At 32.2% G+C, this 19,775-nt stretch carries 20 protein-coding genes; 13 read left to right on the plus strand and 7 right to left on the minus strand.

The genetic code is table 11. The annotated features are described in order from the left end of the window. Nucleotides 1-405: 405 nt before the first annotated feature. The 5 genes from dnaG to MY490_RS07350 all read left to right on the plus strand — a co-directional run bounded on the left by dnaG (nucleotide 406) and on the right by MY490_RS07350 (nucleotide 6,480). Nucleotides 406-2,214, plus strand: coding sequence for a DNA primase (dnaG, locus tag MY490_RS07330; protein WP_248268635.1), 1,809 nt, complete (start codon nucleotides 406-408; stop codon nucleotides 2,212-2,214). A gap of 29 nt (nucleotides 2,215-2,243) precedes the next feature. Further along, the gene (gene rpoD / locus MY490_RS07335; RefSeq protein WP_248268636.1) at nucleotides 2,244-3,362 is read left to right on the plus strand and encodes an RNA polymerase sigma factor RpoD; all 1,119 of its coding nucleotides are present in this window, start codon (nucleotides 2,244-2,246) and stop codon (nucleotides 3,360-3,362) included. A 782-nt stretch (nucleotides 3,363-4,144) separates the two neighbouring features. After that, nucleotides 4,145-4,501 (plus strand): cytochrome c550, encoded by a 357-nt coding sequence (cccA, locus tag MY490_RS07340; RefSeq protein WP_025671599.1) that lies wholly within the window; start codon nucleotides 4,145-4,147, stop codon nucleotides 4,499-4,501. 156 nt (nucleotides 4,502-4,657) lie between these two features. Continuing rightward, complete coding sequence (locus MY490_RS07345; protein ID WP_248268637.1) at nucleotides 4,658-5,365, plus strand: tRNA (adenine(22)-N(1))-methyltransferase; 708 nt, start codon at nucleotides 4,658-4,660, stop codon at nucleotides 5,363-5,365. After that, nucleotides 5,362-6,480, plus strand: coding sequence for a Nif3-like dinuclear metal center hexameric protein (locus MY490_RS07350; protein WP_248268638.1), 1,119 nt, complete (start codon nucleotides 5,362-5,364; stop codon nucleotides 6,478-6,480). Before MY490_RS07345 ends, MY490_RS07350 begins: the two co-directional genes overlap by 4 nt. Nucleotides 6,481-6,542: 62 nt before the next feature. Here MY490_RS07350 and MY490_RS07355 read toward each other — a convergent pair whose 3' ends face one another. Both MY490_RS07355 and vrrA read right to left on the minus strand, forming a co-directional pair. Beyond that, nucleotides 6,543-7,487: a 4-hydroxy-3-methylbut-2-enyl diphosphate reductase gene (locus tag MY490_RS07355; protein ID WP_248268639.1), complete on the minus strand. Its 945-nt coding sequence runs from the start codon at nucleotides 7,485-7,487 to the stop codon at nucleotides 6,543-6,545. A gap of 81 nt (nucleotides 7,488-7,568) precedes the next feature. Beyond that, a complete protein-coding gene (gene vrrA, locus MY490_RS07360; RefSeq protein ID WP_248268640.1) occupies nucleotides 7,569-8,357 on the minus strand; it encodes a VrrA/YqfQ family protein in 789 nt (262 codons plus the stop codon). 225 nt (nucleotides 8,358-8,582) lie between these two features. Between vrrA and MY490_RS07365 the strand changes: the two genes are divergently transcribed. Together MY490_RS07365 and MY490_RS07370 are read left to right on the plus strand one after the other, a co-directional pair. Next, nucleotides 8,583-9,890: a DEAD/DEAH box helicase gene (locus tag MY490_RS07365; RefSeq protein WP_248268641.1), complete on the plus strand. Its 1,308-nt coding sequence runs from the start codon at nucleotides 8,583-8,585 to the stop codon at nucleotides 9,888-9,890. Nucleotides 9,891-10,011: 121 nt separating this feature from the next. After that, nucleotides 10,012-10,905 carry a deoxyribonuclease IV gene (locus tag MY490_RS07370; RefSeq protein ID WP_248268642.1) on the plus strand — a complete coding sequence of 298 codons (894 nt, stop codon included), beginning with the start codon at nucleotides 10,012-10,014 and terminating at the stop codon, nucleotides 10,903-10,905. Nucleotides 10,906-11,156: 251 nt separating this feature from the next. Here MY490_RS07370 and MY490_RS07375 read toward each other — a convergent pair whose 3' ends face one another. The 3 genes from MY490_RS07375 to MY490_RS07385 form a co-directional block, all read right to left on the minus strand. Beyond that, on the minus strand, nucleotides 11,157-11,456 hold the full coding sequence (locus MY490_RS07375) for a hypothetical protein (RefSeq protein ID WP_248268643.1): 300 nt from the start codon (nucleotides 11,454-11,456) through the stop codon (nucleotides 11,157-11,159). A 119-nt stretch (nucleotides 11,457-11,575) separates the two neighbouring features. Continuing rightward, nucleotides 11,576-11,827, minus strand: a complete 252-nt coding sequence (locus tag MY490_RS07380) for a DUF2624 family protein (RefSeq protein ID WP_097974270.1) — start codon at nucleotides 11,825-11,827, stop codon at nucleotides 11,576-11,578. 303 nt (nucleotides 11,828-12,130) lie between these two features. Further along, nucleotides 12,131-13,000: a YitT family protein gene (locus tag MY490_RS07385; RefSeq protein ID WP_248268644.1), complete on the minus strand. Its 870-nt coding sequence runs from the start codon at nucleotides 12,998-13,000 to the stop codon at nucleotides 12,131-12,133. A gap of 267 nt (nucleotides 13,001-13,267) precedes the next feature. Here MY490_RS07385 and MY490_RS07390 point away from each other — a divergent pair, with 267 nt between their 5' ends. From MY490_RS07390 to MY490_RS07405, 4 genes are all read left to right on the plus strand, one after another. Continuing rightward, a complete protein-coding gene (locus MY490_RS07390) occupies nucleotides 13,268-14,044 on the plus strand; it encodes a metal ABC transporter ATP-binding protein (RefSeq protein WP_097974272.1) in 777 nt (258 codons plus the stop codon). After that, entirely contained in the window at nucleotides 14,041-14,877 is an 837-nt protein-coding gene (locus MY490_RS07395; RefSeq protein ID WP_248268645.1) for a metal ABC transporter permease, read from the plus strand. The genes MY490_RS07390 and MY490_RS07395 overlap by 4 nt, the downstream gene beginning before the upstream one ends. A gap of 7 nt (nucleotides 14,878-14,884) precedes the next feature. Beyond that, nucleotides 14,885-15,295: a Fur family transcriptional regulator gene (locus MY490_RS07400; protein WP_248268646.1), complete on the plus strand. Its 411-nt coding sequence runs from the start codon at nucleotides 14,885-14,887 to the stop codon at nucleotides 15,293-15,295. A gap of 343 nt (nucleotides 15,296-15,638) precedes the next feature. Beyond that, a complete protein-coding gene (locus tag MY490_RS07405; protein WP_248268647.1) occupies nucleotides 15,639-16,421 on the plus strand; it encodes an SDR family NAD(P)-dependent oxidoreductase in 783 nt (260 codons plus the stop codon). 147 nt (nucleotides 16,422-16,568) lie between these two features. Here MY490_RS07405 and MY490_RS07410 read toward each other — a convergent pair whose 3' ends face one another. Beyond that, entirely contained in the window at nucleotides 16,569-17,000 is a 432-nt protein-coding gene (locus tag MY490_RS07410; RefSeq protein WP_248268648.1) for a VOC family protein, read from the minus strand. Between the two features lie 423 nt (nucleotides 17,001-17,423). On the opposite strand from MY490_RS07410, the gene MY490_RS07415 reads away from it, so the two are divergent. Both MY490_RS07415 and MY490_RS07420 read left to right on the plus strand, forming a co-directional pair. Then, on the plus strand, nucleotides 17,424-17,753 hold the full coding sequence (locus tag MY490_RS07415) for a hypothetical protein (protein WP_248268649.1): 330 nt from the start codon (nucleotides 17,424-17,426) through the stop codon (nucleotides 17,751-17,753). A gap of 225 nt (nucleotides 17,754-17,978) precedes the next feature. Continuing rightward, a complete protein-coding gene (locus tag MY490_RS07420; protein WP_248268650.1) occupies nucleotides 17,979-19,589 on the plus strand; it encodes a M20/M25/M40 family metallo-hydrolase in 1,611 nt (536 codons plus the stop codon). A 37-nt stretch (nucleotides 19,590-19,626) separates the two neighbouring features. On the opposite strand, the gene MY490_RS22110 is transcribed toward MY490_RS07420, so the two are convergent. Beyond that, a complete protein-coding gene (locus MY490_RS22110) occupies nucleotides 19,627-19,758 on the minus strand; it encodes a hypothetical protein (protein ID WP_282439849.1) in 132 nt (43 codons plus the stop codon). Between the last annotated feature and the right edge of the window lie 17 nt (nucleotides 19,759-19,775).

Genomic DNA, 19,775 nt, shown 5'->3' on the forward strand with positions numbered 1-19,775 from the left:
ACATTCTTTAGTACTTATTGCTAGATTTCCTAATTAAAATAGATTATAATAAAAAATTGTATGAAATGAACTAATTAATAGGTTTAACTTTTTATACTTACGAATAAACTATGAATATGTGCTTCCTAGTTTATTGAAAGATGGAAATAAAACTACATAAATCGATACAGGTTTTGAAGGAATTACAAAAGACGTGTAGAAATTAATCATAAGCGATAAATAAATGGGTTAATGAAAACCAGAACTAGCAGTTGGATGCAATGCTTATGAACTACTGTTTAGCACTTCTTTTTTGATAATTTAAAATTCATATATGATTTAATAAAATATATGGAAATATTTTTGTCGAATCATGAAGGAATACAGTGAGTTTTATCGAATAAAATAGTATATGGAGCTGTCAGTATGGGAAACAGAATTCCCGATGAACTTGTCGAGCAGGTTCGTCAGTCAGTTGACATAGTTGATGTAGTAAGTGAGTATGTTCCTCTGAAAAAACAAGGAAGAAATTATTTTGGACTTTGTCCTTTTCATGGAGAAAGCACACCATCTTTTTCTGTGTCTCCTGAAAAACAAATTTTTCATTGTTTTGGATGCGGTGCTGGAGGAAATGCGATTTCTTTCATTATGCAGCTTGAAGGACTTAACTTTCAAGAATCTGTCCATCAGCTTGCAAAAAAGACAAATATCACTTTACCTTCAGATACAGTTGACACAGTCAAGAATCCACAAGCTACTGAGCAAGGCATTATGCTTGAAGCTCATGAGTTTGTCAAAAAGTACTATCATCATCTATTAGTTAACACAACAGAAGGTAAACAAGCATTAGAATACCTACTTAACAGAGGAATTTCTAGAGAGGAAATAAAGCATTTTGAGCTTGGGGTTGCTTTAGATTCTTGGGATGCTGTTACTAAGGTGTTAGAAAAACGTGGCTATCCTATGCCAATCATGGAGAAAGCTGGTCTAGTTGTTCGAAGTGAACGTGATGGTAATTACTATGATCGATTTAGAAATCGATTAATTTTTCCAATTCATAACCATCAAGGAAAAATTGTTGCATTCAGTGGAAGAATAATGGGTGAAGGTTCACCAAAATATTTAAATAGTCCTGAATCTTCAATTTTCCATAAAGGAAAATTATTATATCAATTTTACCAAGCAAAGAATGTCATGCGAAAGCAAAATCGGGCAATCTTGATGGAAGGTTTTGCAGATGTCATTTCTGCGTTTAGAGCTGGTGTCCATGATGCAGTTGCAACCATGGGAACTTCATTAACAGAGGATCAAGCGAAAGTCTTGAAAACAACTGTTGACCAAATTATTCTATGCTATGATTCAGATCAGGCTGGTATTAATGCAACTGAGAAAGCAGCTAAAGTTCTTCAAAAAGAAGGATTTACAATTAAAGTTGCACAAATGCCTGATGGCTTAGATCCTGATGAATATATAAGAAAATTTGGTCCAGAAAAATTTAATACCTCTATTATTGAAGCTAGTGTATCATTAATGAGTTTTAAAATGCAATATCATCGAAAAGGAAAAAATCTTTTAGATGAAACTGTTAAATTTCAGTATATAAAAGAAATGCTACAAGAAATTGCTAAACTAAGTCAACTGATCGAACAAGATTATTACTTAAATCAACTCTCAAAAGAGTTTTCTATCTCGATTGAAGTACTTAAGAAGGAATTTGGACAATATAGTAATCAGGCAAATCGTATATCTAATGTAACAGAAGTAAAAACTGATATCAAACGCGATATTACTACTAAGACACTTCTTCCTGCACATGTTAGAGCGGAACAATTACTTTTAGCTCATATGTTAAATAGCAGTGAGGTGGCTGAAAAAGTAAGACAGCAATATCAGGGTCTATTCTACAATAATGATTATTCCGAGATTATAATCCATCTTTATGCTTATTATGAAGAGGGCAATGAGTCTAATATTAGTAAATTTATGAATTACCTTCCTTCAAAAAGGTTACTTGAAGTAGTTTCAAAAATTGTCAATTTACAGATAGCACCTGAACTAACAGAGCGAGAGTTAAAGGATTATTTAGATGCATTAAACAACTATGATAAACAACAACGTATACGTGAAAAAGAAATAGATCTGAAAAAAGCCGAACGTGAAGGAGATTTTGTAAAAGCTGCAACGATTCTCCAACAAATCACACAGCTAAGATCTAGTATGAAATATGTTAAATGATTCGCGAACTTTTCGAAGGAGGGGAACAGATGGCTGATAAATCGGCTCGTTCTAAAGATACGGAAACAGAAGTAACACTTGATCAAGTAAAAGCATTATTAATTGAAAATAGTAAAAAACGTGGTGTAATTACATATGAAGAAATTGCAGATCGTTTAAACGGATTTGAAATTGATTCAGATCAACTTGAAGAATTTTATGAGCAACTAGGTGAACAAGGTATTGACATTGTTGGTGACGCTGATGATGAACCTAGAGGAACTCAATTAGAGAAGGAAGAAGAATTTGACTTAAATGATTTAAGTGTTCCTCCTGGAGTAAAAATTAATGATCCAGTACGTATGTACCTAAAAGAAATTGGCCGAGTTGATTTACTTTCTGGACAAGATGAAATCAATTTAGCGAAACGTATTGAAGAAGGCGATGAAGAAGCGAAACGACGCCTAGCAGAAGCGAACTTACGATTAGTAGTAAGTATTGCAAAACGTTATGTAGGACGCGGTATGCTGTTCTTAGACCTTATTCAAGAAGGTAATATGGGATTAATCAAAGCCGTTGAAAAGTTTGATTATCGTAAAGGTTATAAATTTAGTACATATGCGACTTGGTGGATTCGTCAAGCAATTACTCGTGCAATTGCAGACCAAGCAAGAACAATCCGTATTCCAGTTCATATGGTGGAAACAATTAACAAATTAATTCGTGTTCAACGTCAATTGCTTCAAGATCTAGGTCGCGAGCCATCTCCTGAAGAAATTGGTGAAGAAATGGATTTACCACCAGAAAAAGTTAGAGAAATCCTTAAAATTGCTCAAGAGCCAGTTTCATTAGAAACACCAATTGGTGAAGAAGATGATTCACACTTAGGTGATTTCATTGAAGATTCTGAAGCAACTTCACCAGCTGAGCATGCAGCTTATGAAATGCTAAAAGAGCAATTAGAAGATGTTCTTGACACATTAACAGATCGTGAAGAAAATGTTTTACGTTTACGATTTGGTTTAGATGATGGACGTACTCGTACTTTAGAAGAAGTTGGTAAAGTATTTGGAGTTACACGTGAGCGTATTCGTCAAATTGAAGCAAAAGCTCTACGTAAATTACGTCATCCAAGCCGCAGCAAACGTCTAAAAGATTTCTTAGAATAGGATGTTTAAAAGAGTTTATCCTTTATTGGGTAAACTTTTTTTTATCTAAAAAAATGAAAACGTTTTAATTAGTAAAAATGTCACAATAAAAATTTTGTCAAAATATATCGAATGTCGGTACTAAATATATTATTGTAGTGCTATGCTACATACTATGTTATGCTAAAACGGTTGATCTTTTAATAATTTATTCTAAAGATGAATCAAAGGATAATATAAGCAAAAATGGTTATTATAAATTATGGAGACGCTAGTAGTAATTCCATCATTTTAAACAATTGAATACCTATTTACTTTATTTTACAGAATTGTCTTTAAATTTGCAAATACTCATTTTCCCTACTTTTTTAATAATTTTTATAATTAGTTCAATACTACTAAATATATAATAAATGGTTAAAAGACATATTACCTATATCGTAATAGCAATTATTTATTGGAGTTTTATAATAGAATGGGTTGAATCTTCTGCTTAAGCATTTTTGTGAAAATGATTAAATTAAAAAAATTAAAGTTTAATGGGTACGATGGTTTTAAATGGTTTCTTAAAAAAACTTACTTATTTCATTTATAAAGAGGTGAGTTTATACAAATATAATTTGCAATTATGCTATATAGAATTTATTTCTTTATAGTAGGAAGGTTTATATAATTTTGAAATCGTTTAACAATTTTTAAATTTATCCAATATAATACTTTTTTTATTGTTTTTAATCGTATACAATAATAATGTTATAGTCATTAATTTTATTTTTTTAAGGGGTTACATAAGGGGGATCATAATGAAACGAAATCCATTAATTCCTTTTGCTCTAATTGCAGCACTAGGAATCGCAGTCATGCTAATTATTTCATTAAAAGGAGCAAAACAGGCTGATGAAATTGCTAACGGTGATAAAAAACCGGCGCAAACAGCATCAACTAAGCCAGATGAAATATATGCTCAAACATGTGTTAGCTGTCATGGTGATCAATTACAAGGGGTTGTAGGACCAAACTTAACTAAAGTAGGTTCAAGATACTCAGAAGATCAAATCAAAAACATTCTTAAAAACGGTAAAGAAGGCGGAATGCCAGCTGGTTTATTACAAGGACCACAATTGGATGCTGTTGCTAAATGGTTATCTGAGAAAAAATAAGCAAGCAGATAAAATGACCTCTTCATTAGAAGGGGTCATTTCACTATTTATTCGAAGTATAAAAATACCTCTTCGTTACGAAGAGGTTATTTTGGTTTCTTGACTACTATAGTGTAAAATGATGTTATGAAAATAAAATGAAATGGTGATTTTGTTATGAATGAAGTAAATTTATCGAAGCGTTTAAAAAGAGTATTTGATTACATACCAGAGGGCACGAAATTAGCTGATATTGGATCAGATCATGCTTATTTACCTTGTTATGCAGTTTTAAATAAAAGATGTACCTCAGCAATTGTAGGAGAAATTACTGAAGGTCCATATAATTCAGCACGATCTACGATTCGTCAAAGTGGGTTAGAAGGAATTGTAGAAGCGAGAATGGGAGATGGGCTAGAGGTTTTAGTACCAAATGAAGTAGATGTTATAACAATAGCTGGAATGGGTGGTTCTTTAATTTCTAGTATATTAGAAAAAGGTAAAGAAAAACTTCAAGGTGTTGAAACATTAGTGTTGCAACCAAATATTGGTGCAAATCATATTAGAAATTGGCTTGATCAAGAAGGATATTCCCTTGTGGAAGAAGATATATTAGAAGAGGATGGAAAAATTTATGAAATTCTAGTAGCTTCTCAATCAAATCCAAATAGTGCATATAGTGAAAAGAAAGAAATGGAGCTATTTATAGGTCCTTACTTATTAAAAAACAAAAATGATGCATTTAAGAAGAAATGGGAGCATGAAAAAAAGAATTATGAAAGAATTTTAACTCAACTTGAATCCGCAAAACAAACAGAGGAATCAGTTCAGAAAATTAAAGAAGTTGAACAGAAACTTGAGTGGATAAAAGAGGTGCTTTCATGAAATCGATAAATGGTTTTCAAGTAGTACAGCAATTTGAAGAACTATTCCCTAAGCATTTAGCTGAGGAAGGTGACCCAAATGGTCTTCAAATAGGTACATTATCAAAACAAGTGACAAAGGTATTAATTGCATTAGATGTCACAAAAGAGGTAGTAGAAGAGGCTATTTCAATTGGTGCTAATCTTATTATTGCTCACCATCCTATTATTTATCGTCCTTTAAAAAAGATTGATACAGACAGTGAACCGGGTAAAATTGTCGAACTTTGTATTAAACATGATCTAGCTGTTTTTGCAGCACATACAAATGTTGATATTGCAGAAAACGGTGTGAGTGATTTTTTAGCCGAAGCTTTACAATTAGAAAATACGAGTGTTCTTGCCCCAACTTATGTAGAAAAATTAATTAAGTTAGTTGTATATGTACCGAAAACACATGCTGAAATTGTATTAAATGCAATTTGTGATGCTGGAGCAGGTCATATTGGTCAGTACAGCCATTGTAGCTTTAGTTCGGATGGAACAGGGACATTTATGCCGTTAGAGGGGACAACACCGTTTATTGGGGAACAGGGTCAATTAGAAAAAGTTGATGAGGTGAAGCTTGAAACAGTTGTTCCACAATTAAAATTAAAACAAGTGCTTAAAGTGATGCAAAAAGCTCATCCGTATGAAGAAGTAGCATATGATACATACACACTAGAAAATGAAGGCAAAACATTCGGGATTGGGAGAATCGGAAGCCTCGAAGAAGAGATATCATTAGAAGAATTTGCGCATTATGTGAAAGAGAAATTAGATTTACAAGGTGTAAGAGTGGTAGGGAACTTAAAAGATCGAGTAAAAAAAGTTGCAATTGTAGGTGGAGATGGAAATAAGTTTGCTTATCATGCAAAAAGAAATGGCGCAGATGTTTATTTAAGTGGTGATATATATTACCACGTGGCACAGGATTGGAAAATGCTTAATTTAAATATAGTTGATGCCGGTCACAATATTGAAAAAGTAATGAAATTAGGTGTTAAACGTCTTTTAGATACTAAATTAAAAGAAAAAAACATAGCTTGTGAAATTATCGCTTCAACGATCCACACTGATCCATTTACATTTATTTAAAATTTTTTTTTTCGAATTAACAAATAGGACTTCTGGGTTAAAAATCCAGAAGTCCTATTTGTTTAGTCTTTAATTCTAACTTTAGGTAGTATTTTACCTAATTCTACTCCTGATTTTGTATCCCAAGTGCTTTCATCGTTTGGATCATATTTCTCCAAAAATGCGATAACCTCACGAGTTATCGGTGTTGGAGTAGAAGCTCCAGACGTAACTGCTACAGTCTCAACGCCCTCTAACCATTTTAATTGAAGTTCAGTTATATCTGAAATACGAAATGCCTTTGTTCCTGCAATTTCATGCGAAACTTGAGCAAGTCTATTTGAGTTATTACTCATCGGATCACCAACGACAATTGTTAAATCTGCTTGACTTGCTTGATCAGCAATCGCTTCTTGACGTACTTGAGTTGCCATACAAATTTCTTTATGAACATGAGCAGTCGGATACTTTTTTATTGCGTATTGAATTAAATCTACTACATCCCATTGACTCATAGTTGTTTGATTGGTAATGATAATTTTATCAGTAGGAATTTCTAACGCATCAATATCAGATTTATTTTGAATTAGGTGAACAATCGAAGGAGCGATTCCAACTGCGCCCTCTGGTTCCGGATGTCCTTTTTTACCAATATAAATAAAGTGATAGCCTTCAGCCATTCGTTCTTTAATTAAATCATGTGTTTTCGTTACATCTGGACAAGTCGCATCAATCGTCGTAAGTCCTTTTTTAATTGCTTTTGATTTTACTTCTGGAGAAACTCCGTGAGCTGTAAAAATAACAGTACCTTTTTCAATCTTATCTAGGATATCTAATCTGCTTGGACCATCTAAAGTAATGATACCTTCTTCTTCAAATGCGTCTGTAACATGTTTATTATGAACAATCATACCAAGTATATAAATTGGTCTTGGTAATGATGGATCTTTAGCAGCATTTCTAGCAATGACCATTGCATCTACAACTCCGTAGCAATAGCCTCGTGGGGTAACTTTAATAACTTTCATGGAGTAGCCCCTCCTTTATAATATTGTTGTCATTTTTTATTATAAAGGAGGGAGATACTACTATACAAAGAAAAAGAAAATTTACATAAACAATTTTGGTTTTGGATTTATGTTTGATGCAGTTTCTTTAATATTATGAGAAGGTTCTACTACTTCTGACTTAATTGGAGCTTTTTTTCTTTTTTTTGGTTTTGTTTCTTCTGACTGCACAACATCAACTATTCCATTTGAATCATCTTTTTTACTTTTTTTTGAGTCGACGGGGTCGTCGGTATTTACTGCTTTAAATATTTTATAGATTGAAGGGAAATTTTTAATAGCAGGAGCGTATTGTTGAATCATTGGCGTGACTTGTTGAGCTGCTTGAACAGCTTTTTGCATACCACCGATGACACCTGTAATAGAAGTGTCTCCACCCATTAAACGTGAGAAAAACCCTGGATTGCCATCATCTTCTTTTTCGGGTGGTTGCCCAGTCATTGGGTATAGATTTTGTGATCCTTGTTGCTGATAATTACTACCGCCCTGAGGCTGCATTACTGGCTGGTTTTGAAAAGGAACAGGTTGTAAGATTTTATTTTGACTTATATATTGTTGATGTGTGTTTAACTGCGGCTGATATGAAATTGGTTGTTGATAATGACCTTGTTGCCCAACAATTTGTTGGACAGGTGGATAAAACTGTTGTTGATGTTGCATATAAGGTTGCTGCGGTGATTGGGGATATGGATATCGTTGATCAAAATTTGGTCTTGCACCGTATGGATTTTGTAAACTTTGATAAGGCTGTTGATAACTATTATAAAAATTTGGACCGTTCATAGGAAAAGGCTGTTTATTTTTTTTCTTAAATTTATCAAGTAATCCCAATCTAATACCTCCTTTCCAAAATACTCTTTATTACTTAGGCTATGCACATAATTTGAAATGGTTAGTATAGGACAGAATAAAATTTAAAATGCTACTTAAGAAGAAAGAAAAATTAGAATTAGCAATATTAGGCTAATCTATTGTATAATAGATAATTGTAGCTATTTTGTACGAGGAGAAAGCTTCCTCATCACATAGAAAGTTTAAATTAAGAAGGTGAGTTATATGGCAATTTCATTTAAAAATTTTCAATTAAAACCATTTATTTTGGAAGCGATAGAGAAGAAACACTTTACAGAACCAACAGAAATTCAACAAAAGATTATTCCTCAAGTTAAAACTGGACGTAGTGTAATCGGTCAATCGCAAACAGGGTCAGGAAAGACTCATGCATACCTAATTCCGACAATTAATACATTAGATCCATCTGTAGATCAAGTGCAATTAGTAATAACTGCTCCAACTCGTGAATTAGCGACTCAAATTTATAATGATGTCCAAGCAATCATTGAATGTTGTCCAGAAGATGAGCAATTAACTGCAAAAAACTTCGTTGGAGGAACCGACTACAAACGTACTGTTGAAAAACTTAAAAAACAGCCACATATCGTAATCGGTACTACTGGCCGTATTAAAGATTTAGTAAATGATAATGTATTATTAGTTCATACTACGAAGTATTTAGTAGTGGATGAAGCGGACTTAATGTTAGATATGGGATTTATCCATGATGTTGACCAAGTTGCATCAAAAATGCCGAAGAAACTACAAATGCTTGTTTTTTCAGCGACAATTCCTGAAAAGCTTAAACCGTTTTTGAAAAAGTATATGGAAAATCCTGAACATATTCATATTAATCCGCAACAACTTTCTGCTCAGAAAATTGAACATATTATTGTTCCAAGTCGCCATAAAGACAAAGTTAAAATGGCTAAAGATATTTTATTAAGTTTTCAGCCATATTTAGCAATTGTTTTTACAAATACGAAGAAAAAGGCTGAAGAAGTTGCTACTCAATTATCATCATATGGCCTAAAAGTTGGTCAAATTCACGGTGATTTAAGTCCTCGTGAACGTAAAAAAATGATGAAGCAAATTCAAGATTTAGAGTTTCAATATATTGTTGCTACAGACCTAGCTTCCCGAGGAATCGATATTGAAGGGGTAAGTCATGTAATAAATATTGAACTACCAGCAGATTTAGACTTTTATGTCCACCGTGTAGGTCGTACAGGGCGTGCTAACTTCTCTGGAACTGCTATTACAATTTATGATCAAGAAGATGAACAAGCATTAGATAAACTTCAAGATCGTGGCATTACATTTGAGCATCGCGAACTTAAAAAAGGTGAATGGGTTGATTTAGGACCTCGCTCAAAACGTAAGCTCCGTAAAAAAACTGATCGAAGTTTAGATGCAGTTGCTGGTAAAGCAATCAAAAAGCCATCTAAAGTTAAACCTGGCTATAAACGTAAACTAAATGAACAAAGAGAATCATTTAAAAATAAAGTGAAAAGAAAAACAAGTAGATAGTCTGAAAAAAGAAAGGAAGAATATTCCTTTCTTTTTCTTTTATAAGCAGGCGAACAATTTAACCATCATTCATTTTCATGTTAAAATGGTACTATGATTAATTAAGGTAGGAGCTGAAAGAATGTTACGAATAGGATCTCATGTTTCAATGAGCGGTAAGAAGATGTTTTTGGCCGCTAGTGAAGAAGCTGCAAGCTATGGTGCTAATACATTTATGGTATATACAGGTGCGCCTCAAAATACACGTCGTAAAGCAATTGAAGATTTAAATATTGAAGCGGGTTTAAAACATATGGCTGAAAATGGAATTGCTGATATAGTAGTCCATGCACCATATATTATCAATATTGGAAATACTACAAATCCAGCTACCTATGAATTAGGTGTTGAATTTTTACAAAAAGAAATAGACCGTACTGCAGCATTAGGAGCAAAACAAATTGTATTACATCCAGGTGCTCACGTAGGCGCTGGTGAAGATGCTGGTATTGACAGAATTATTCAAGGTTTAAATGAAGTATTAACAGCTGAAACTCCAGTACAAATTGCGCTTGAAACGATGGCTGGAAAAGGTTCAGAATGTGGTAAATCATTCGAAGAAATAGCGAGAATTATGGAAGGTGTACACTACAACGATAAATTATCAGTTTGTTTTGATACATGCCATATTAATGACGCTGGTTATGATATCGTAAATGACTTTGATGGTGTCTTACAGCAATTCGATCAATTAATTGGGGTCGATAAAATAAAAGTACTTCATATTAACGATAGTAAAAATCCAAAGGGAAGTCGCAAAGACCGACACGAGAACATTGGCTTTGGGTCGATTGGATTTAAAGCATTAAACTACATTGTTCATCATCCGCAACTAATGGACATCCCTAAAATTTTAGAAACTCCATATGTTGGTGAAGATAAAAACAACAAAGTACCACCTTATAAATTAGAAATTGAAATGTTACGCAATCAAGAATTCAATGAAAACTTAATTCAAGAATTATTGAAAGCTTAATTGAAAGAAACCAGCTCAATTTAAATAATGGGCTGGTTTTCTTTATTTTCTCATTCGACTGCAAATAAAATCTGAAAATCACAATTAAAATCGCTAAAACTGCAATTAAAATTAGAGAATCGCAAATAAATATAAAATAATCAAATTGAAAGCAAAATAGAGAGATCCCCTATTAACACTAGTAATAAAAAAAGGGCACCCATATGTCAGTTAGTTAATCCAACTTATGAGACAGCCCCATTCGATTTAGTTTATAATTGTATTTCTACAACCTTTTTTAACTTACTATCCAAATATGAAGCAATTATTTTTCCATCTTTAATTCTTTTCACAGTGACAACATTACTAACTAATTCGTGATCATGTTCGTCTAAGTGCATTAATTTAATATAGACCACATGTGCCTTGTCACGTTCGATTAAACTACTTGCGATATTAAGAGCTAAGTTATGGCTTAAATCATCCATATGAAACAGGTGTTTGAATTTCACTTCGTCATCTGTTTCTTTGTCTAAATAAATTATTTCATAATGTAGCTCATGCAAATCCATATTAATCCCTCTCATTTCGTTTTAGAATAGTTAGGTGATTTCTTTGTATGAGCATTATATGACTTGTGAAATGAGTCGAGTTATAAATTAAAGTTTTTTAATGAACATTTTAACCAAGCTTAAGTTAGCTTTTGAAAAATAATATCAACTTGTTGTGCAGTGGCTTTAGAGGTAACATTTGCAATTTGGGAAAGAATTTGTTTTTTATGTTCAGCGTCGTAAATATTATAATTTTTCCCGTTTAATATTGCAGCCACTTTATTGGCTTGATCTGGCGTAATATACACTTGATATTGCTGGCTTAATTTTAATAAATCCTTTGGTGTTATACTATTTACCTTTTTATTTATGAGAGTTTGGATAATATTCATTCTGAACCTCCTCTTAGGTGGAATATTTCATCAATAAATTTTATGAAAGGTTATTATAAATAATGTGCATAGGACACTAATCTCGATTGATTTTTCAAAAAATATGTAAAATAGTGGGAGAGAGAGCGTTAGAAAACTATGAGGTTTCAGCGATTTCACATGGAGATTTGAAAGCGAATAAAAACGCTTCTTATTATTGGATAACTGAGGAGTAGAGATGCGGAAGTAACTGAACAACTCAATGAAACTATTAAAATAGAAAAGCTTGAATTCATGTTAGAATTCAAGCTTAATTGTTTACTATTAATGGATTGCTTTCTTCTTAAACTTTCCACCTTTAACATCAGCTATATTACCGATTGCTACAAAAGCATTTTCATCATAGTCTTCAACAATCGATTTTAATTTTGCTTCTTCAAGTCTTGAAATGACTGTAAAGATGATTTTTTTATCTTCACCCATATAGCCACCTTCACCATGAAAATATGTAACTCCTCGACCTAATCGGGCATTTAATGCATCACCTATTTCTTTATCATTATCACTAATGATCCAAACGGATTTAGTATCCTGGAACCCTTCAATTGTTAGATCAATCGTTTTAAATGCTACATAATAGGCAATTAATGAGTACATAGCATTATCCCATCCAAATACAAATCCTGCACTTCCGAGAATAAATACATTAAATGCCATAACAACCTCACCAATTGAAAAAGGTGATGATTTTGTTAAAAGTATACCTATAATTTCAGTCCCATCAAGTGAGCCACCATTACGAATTACTAAGCCTACGCCAATTCCTAAACCTAATCCACCAAATAATGCAGCTAGTAAAGGGTCATTAGTTAAATGAGGAATGTCCTTAAAAAGAGAGGTAAATACTGAAAGAACAGTGATACCAAATAAAGTTGATATAGCGAATGTTTTACCGATTTGCTTATAACCTACTATTACAAAAGGTAAGTTTAACAAGAATAGAAAAATACCGAGATTAATCGAAGTAATATGGGAGAGGATCAGAGAGATACCTACGATTCCACCATCAATGATATCAGTTGGAATAAAGAATGCTTTTAAGCAAGCTGCCATCAATGCAGCTCCTAATGTAATAAAAAACCCCCGTCTAATAATCTTAAAGTTTGAAAGCTTACGATGTGTAATTGCGTTCAAAAAACCACCTCTTTATCTAGAATTATATGTTAATTGTAACATATTGTATTTTTTGTCACAAAGTGATAAGACTTGTTTATTAAAAAAACATTAAAGACTTTGTTTGGAAAATTAAGGGATTTAAAATTTTGATAAAGATGAAATTAATTAAAAAACTAATAAATATTTTGCCGAGTTTTCTTTGTTTACAAATAAGAAGTATTCTCTTATACTAAGAACTTGAAGTAAAACGTAATTATTCCTAAATAGATGAAGGTGTTTTAATAAATGAGTCAAGATATCATTAAAATTGAAGATTTGTCTTATAGCTATGAACGTCAAAAGGTATTAACAGACATTAATCTTCTAGTAAAAAAAGGAGACTTTTTAGGTTTAGTTGGTCCAAACGGTAGTGGCAAATCAACTTTACTAAAATGTATATTAGGTATCCAACAACCAGATGAAGGAAAAATAGAGATATTTGGTACAGATATTCGAAAAATGAAAAGTTGGGATAAGATCGGTTATGTATCTCAAAAAGCGAATAGTTTTAACTCTGGATTTCCAGCATCGGTTTTTGAAGTAGTATCATTAGGTCTTGTTTCTAAAATTGGATTGTTTAACGGTTTTAAAAATTCGGATAAACAAAAAGTCGCTGAAGCGTTAAAATCAGTTGGAATGTATGAATTTGCAAATCGTAATATCGGCGAACTTTCAGGTGGACAACAACAGCGTGTCTTTATTGCGCGAGCACTTGTAAGTAATCCCGAACTATTAATACTCGATGAACCAACCGTTGGGGTAGATGCTGAAAATGTAGAAAGCTTTTATCAATTACTTAGCGATTTAAATACTAAGCTTGGTATTACTTTATTATTAGTTTCACATGACATAGGCATTATTACTGATAAAGTATCACATGTTGCATGTTTAAATAAACGACTACACTTCCATGGTAGTCGAGATAAGTTTAAAGACGCTACTGAGAAGGATTTGTCTCTTCTATATGGTCATTCTGTGCATGTACTATCTCACAATCACGAGAATGGAGGAGATCGAATATGATGGATTTCTTTCATTATGATTTTCTGAGAAATACATTAATCACTGGTATGATAATTGGAGTGATGGCTCCATTATTAGGTGTATTTGTTGTATTTAGGAGATTATCACTTATTTCTGATGCATTGAGTCACGTGACTTTATCAGGAGTTGCAGCAAGTCTTTTACTTGAAAAGTATTTCTTTACATCAGGCTTTATTAGCCCATTATTTATGGGGATGACATTTTCAGTTGCAGGAGCATTTTTAATTGAAAAACTAAGAAGTGTTTATAAACATTATCAAGAGTTAGCAATTCCAATCATTCTTTCAGGAGGAATGGGATTAGGTGTCATTTTAATTTCATTAGCTAATGGATTTAATACGGATCTATTTAGTTATTTATTCGGTAGCGTAAGTGCCGTGTCACAAGAAGATTTAATTACTGTCATAATTATAGCTGTTTTTGTAGTAATATCTATCATAGTACTTTATAAAGAATTGTTTCTACTATCATTTGATGAAGAATATGCAGTTGCGTCAGGTATTAATGCAAAATGGATTCATTATTTGTTTATCTTATTAGTTGCTTTAGTAGTGTCCATTTCTATGAGAGTCGTAGGTGTTTTATTAGTATCTTCTCTAATGACTTTACCAGTAGCAGCGAGCATACGAATTTCGAAGGGATTTAAGCAAACAATTATTTTTTCAATTATTTTCGGAGAGTTTTCAGTTGTTGCAGGTATTTTGCTTTCTTATAATTTAAATCTCGCGCCTGGTGGTACGATTGTGATCCTGCAAATCCTTATTCTTATTTTTACTTTAGGTTTGAAGAAATTAAGAACGAGTAAAAGGTAGTGATTAAATGAAATTAGCAGATGCATCAAAACTATTAAAAGAAAGAGGCTTCAAAAATACGCCTAAACGATATGATATGCTTGAATATATTTTTAGGCAAAATAAATATGTAACTGCAAGAGATATTCAACAAGCATTAAAAGATAAATACAAAGGACTTAGCTTCGATACGATCTATCGTAACTTATCAACATTTATTGAGGTTGATGTAGTGGAAGTTACAGAACTAGAAGGTGAAAAACGTTTTCGATCGAAGTGTTCTTCTTCAGAGCATCATCATCATTTTATTTGTTTAGATTGTGGTAATACAAAAAGTATTTATAGATGCCCTATGGACAATTTATCTGTTGATTTACCAGGTTATACAGTACAAAGTCATAAATTTGAAATATACGGTCTTTGTCCAGAATGTAGTTGAATTCTATCCACTTTAGAGAGTACAGTTGTACTCTCTATTTATTTTAGGCGTAAATCCATGTTAGATAACTTTTCCATTTCCATTTTCCACCTCATAATTTTTATTAAATTACATTCTAATTATATCTAAATAGTTAGTTTCTGTTATTTGGAGGAATTTCTCTTTTTTCCATAAGAAACCAATCTGACAAACTGCTTTAACAGATCCTATTGAAAAATTATTGTCTTTTTTTCTTTTATAAGGTATAGTAAGTTTCATCATATATGTTTAAATGTTTAAACGTATAATCTTAATTGTGATTAAATGATAAAGAATATAAATGTGAAGAGTAGGAGAAATAACGATGAAGTTAAATGAGACTGTATTAATAACAGGTGCATCCGGAGGAATTGGTAAAGAATTAGCTATTTTATTTGCAAGGGATGGGTTCGATTTAGTTTTAGTAGCAAGATCAATTGATAATTTAATGGAAGTAAAAAGTGAAATTGAATTAATGTCGAAAGGAAAGATTCATCTATATTCAAAGGATTTATCTAAGGAAGAGGAAATAGTTTCTTTACAAAGGGAATTAAAAGCTGAAAAGATTCAAGTTGATTATTTAGTGAATAATGCTGGTTTTGGATTATTTGGGGAGTTTGCAACTACAAATTTAGACGAAGAGTTAAACATGATTGATTTAAATATTCGTACGGTTACACATCTTACAAAACTGTTTTTAAAAGGGATGATTGATCGAAATAAAGGTGGGGTAATGAATATTGCATCTACTGCAGCATTTCAGCCTGGACCATTAATGGCTGTTTATTATGCTACAAAGTCTTATGTTCTTTCTTTTACGGAAGCACTTTCGAATGAAATGAAAGGAACAAATGTTAAAGTAACAGCTGTTTGTCCTGGTGCAACAGAAACGAATTTTGGAAAACGTGCCAACATGCATGAATCAAATTTATTCCAAAGTGGAGTAGGGAATGTAAAAGATGTTGCTAAAGTAGCATATAGGGGATTTAGAGATGGAAAGACAATTGTGATTCCTGGTATGACGAATAAAATACTAGCACATTCTGTTCGATTTATGCCAAGAAAATTAGTTACGAACGTTGTAAGGCATATACAAAGAAGAATATAAAATATTAAAACGACTCTGACATATTTGGCCGAGTCGTTTTTTGCTTTTAAATTATGTATGAAATAATAACTAAGAATTTTTTAGAACATGGAAGTTTAGAACTATGTAACAAGCAATGTGTTTAAGAATAGGAATTAATAAATGATATTATTGCTGCCCAGCAGGGTGTGTAAATACTTGGAATAATACGCCAAATTTGTCGACTACTTTACCATAACATGGGCTAAATCCAGTATCTTGTAATGGTAATTCTACTTCGCCACCTTCTGAAAGTCCTTCAAAAAATCGTTTTGAAATTTCAATTTCATTTGTAGAAATACAAATTGTTACTTGGTTTCCACTTTGGAACGGGTAACCAGGATAAGTATCTGAAAGCATTAATACTGATTCTCCGATTTGGATCGTTGCGTGCATGATTAAATTCTTAGCATCAGACGGGATCTTTCCTTCTGAATCGTCTCCAACATCTCCATAAGTTTGACTAAATAATACCTTTGCATCCAGTGCTTTTTCATAAAAATTGATTGCTTCTTGAGCATTTCCGTCCATGATTAAATAAGGGATTAATTCTAATGACATGTTCCACTTCACTCCTTGTTTAAAAATAAATTTTGTTAATGAGAAAGAAACTTAACTATTCTAAAACGCTTGTCTATCCATTACCATATTCTATTCTATCCATATCCAAATTATAAAGTATAGAACGTACGTTTGCAATATAGGGTGTTTTAAAGTTTTTCGACATAATACGAGAACTTTTGTTCTTTTTTTATTTGTTAATTTATCAGTTAAATAGAGGGGAATTGCCTCTATTGTTGAATAGTATGCATTAGGGCAAGATGTTTAATAAACTTATAGCCTAGGAGGCTGAGTGGTTTGCAGGAGCTCAAAAAATATAGAAGAAATGTCTTCATATTATTGTTTGTTATATTTATTTCGTTTATAGGACATTTTCCGAACTCATTGCCAATTGTTAGCAGAAAAATCTTAGAAGGGATTTTTTTGCTTTCATTAATTAGTTGTTTTGGCATTATTACAAATGGAGTAATTAAGTTTAGTCAAAAAATCGGTAAGTTAGCATACTTCTTTGTTTTAGGTAGTTTAATTAGTGCGATTTTTGCATTTTCAATCGAAACTTTACATACAATAAGGGTTATAGCATTTTATATTTATTATATTTGTCTTTTTGCGAGTTTAATTACTGGTGTAGTAGCAATTATAAAAGAAGAAAAAGGGTTAGCAAAATTATCGGGATTTATATTAATGTTCTTATTTGGACTAATTTTTGTGTGTACATTTATTGTGTGGAATATAAATGGTACTCAATATTAAGCGTTAGAATTCCTTGCCAAGCACTTGTATCATCTGACAATCAAGTTTATATACTGATATTAATTTTTCCATCTAGAAATAGATGGTTTTTTATTTTTTACCGTTTTTACTATTTAAAAAAGGTATTAAGTTACATTTATAGAATAGGTGAGATATTGATCGAATTACCCATTTCCAATTAGAGATATTGAAACTTAAATTACAGAATGATTTTGGGGGACAGATATGAAAAAGATGTTATGGAATTCACCTGAAAACTTGAAAACATTACTTACAGAACTAGTAAGTTGGAAAAGTATAACACTGACAGATGGGGAACGGCAATTTCCTATTAATTTATTTAACAAGCTATCAGCTTTACAATATTTTAAAGAATTACCAAATCAACTGAGGTTACATGATTCAGATAAAGGTCGTAAATTTTTAACTGCATTGTATAAAAAGCCAGATGTAAAAGATACGATTTGTCTTATAAGTCATTTTGATACTGTAAATACAGAAGAATATGGTGAGCTTGAATTTCTGTCTACAAAAACAGAGGATTTAACAAATGCATTTCATGAAAGGCTAAATGAATTATCTAAAGAAGTTCAAAGTGATTTGAGTTCTGGTGAATATTTATTTGGTCGTGGTTCGATGGATATGAAAATGGGACTTGCGATGCATATGAGTCTTATTGAGAAAGCTAGTATTGAGGAATGGCCAATTAATCTTTTATTAGTAACTGTTCCTGATGAAGAGGTAAATTCGGCTGGAATGCGTGACGCGGTCTCAACACTTGTAAATCTTCAGGAAGAATATGATTTGAATTTTAAATTATTTTTAAATGGTGAGCCCGTATTTTCACAAGAACCTGGAGATCCAAAGTATTATATTTACTCTGGTACAATTGGTAAAATAATGCCTGCAGCTTTATTTTATGGGAAAGAAACTCATGCCGGAGAACCATTAAGTGGCATAACATCACCATATATTGCATCTTTTTTAACTAGAAAAATGGAGTGGAATGACGAGTTTCAAGAGAGTGATTTTGGTGAGAAGACTCCGTTACCTGTTACATTACAGCAGAAGGACTTGAGGTTAGATTATTCGACTCAAACACCTTTTCGTTCATGTGCGCTATACAATGTGTTTTTAATGAAAAGAAATGCTTCTGAAGTTTTTAATTTATTCGAAAAAAAAGCACAAGAAGCTGCTGAAGAATGTAATTTTGAATATGAAAATATGTGTAAAAAACATAACGTAAAAGCAGTTGGGAAAGTAAAAGTAATCCAATATACAGACTTACAGCAATATGCGATTAGGAAACTCGGCGAGGATTATGTGTTAAATCTTAAAAAAGAAATTCACTCGCACAGTGAGTGGGATGATCGTGAGAAGTCCTTTAGAATTGCAGACAATTTAATGATTGAATGTCAGGAGCTTGCACCTGCTATTATCATTTTATTTGCACCACCGTATTATCCAGCAATAAATTCTACTGGAGATGAGTTAGTGGAGAAGTGTATTCAATTTTCTTCTGAGCTTGCTAGTTACCAGTTTAATTTACCTGTAAAACGTATTCACTATTTTAATGGAATAAGTGACTTAAGTTATGTTAATTACAGTGATTCGACTGGCGGGTGGACAGCATTCGAGTTGAACACACCTGTATGGGGAGACAGTTATACTTTACCTTTTAGTTTAATGGAAAAATTAAATGCCCCAGTGTTAAATATAGGACCATTCGGAAAGGATGCTCATAAGTTAACTGAGAGGCTACATATGAGAAATGCATTTGAAGAAGTACCTTATATAGTAGAAGAAGTGATTCGTATGATTAGTAAAATGAAATGATAAAAATAAAACCTTCTAATGTAGAAGGTTTATTTTTTTAGTATTCTATTTCTTCAATATCCTTTGGCTGAGGAAGTGGTTTGTTATTTTGTTTGCTCTGATTTATATTATTTATTTCGTCTTCTCTTCTTTCTCTTATAATGCTGTTTTGCTTTTCGTTATTTTTCAATTTATTTGCTCCCTTCA

It is taken from the genome of Gottfriedia acidiceleris, from assembly GCF_023115465.1.
Taxonomy (GTDB): domain Bacteria; phylum Bacillota; class Bacilli; order Bacillales; family Bacillaceae_G; genus Gottfriedia; species Gottfriedia acidiceleris_B.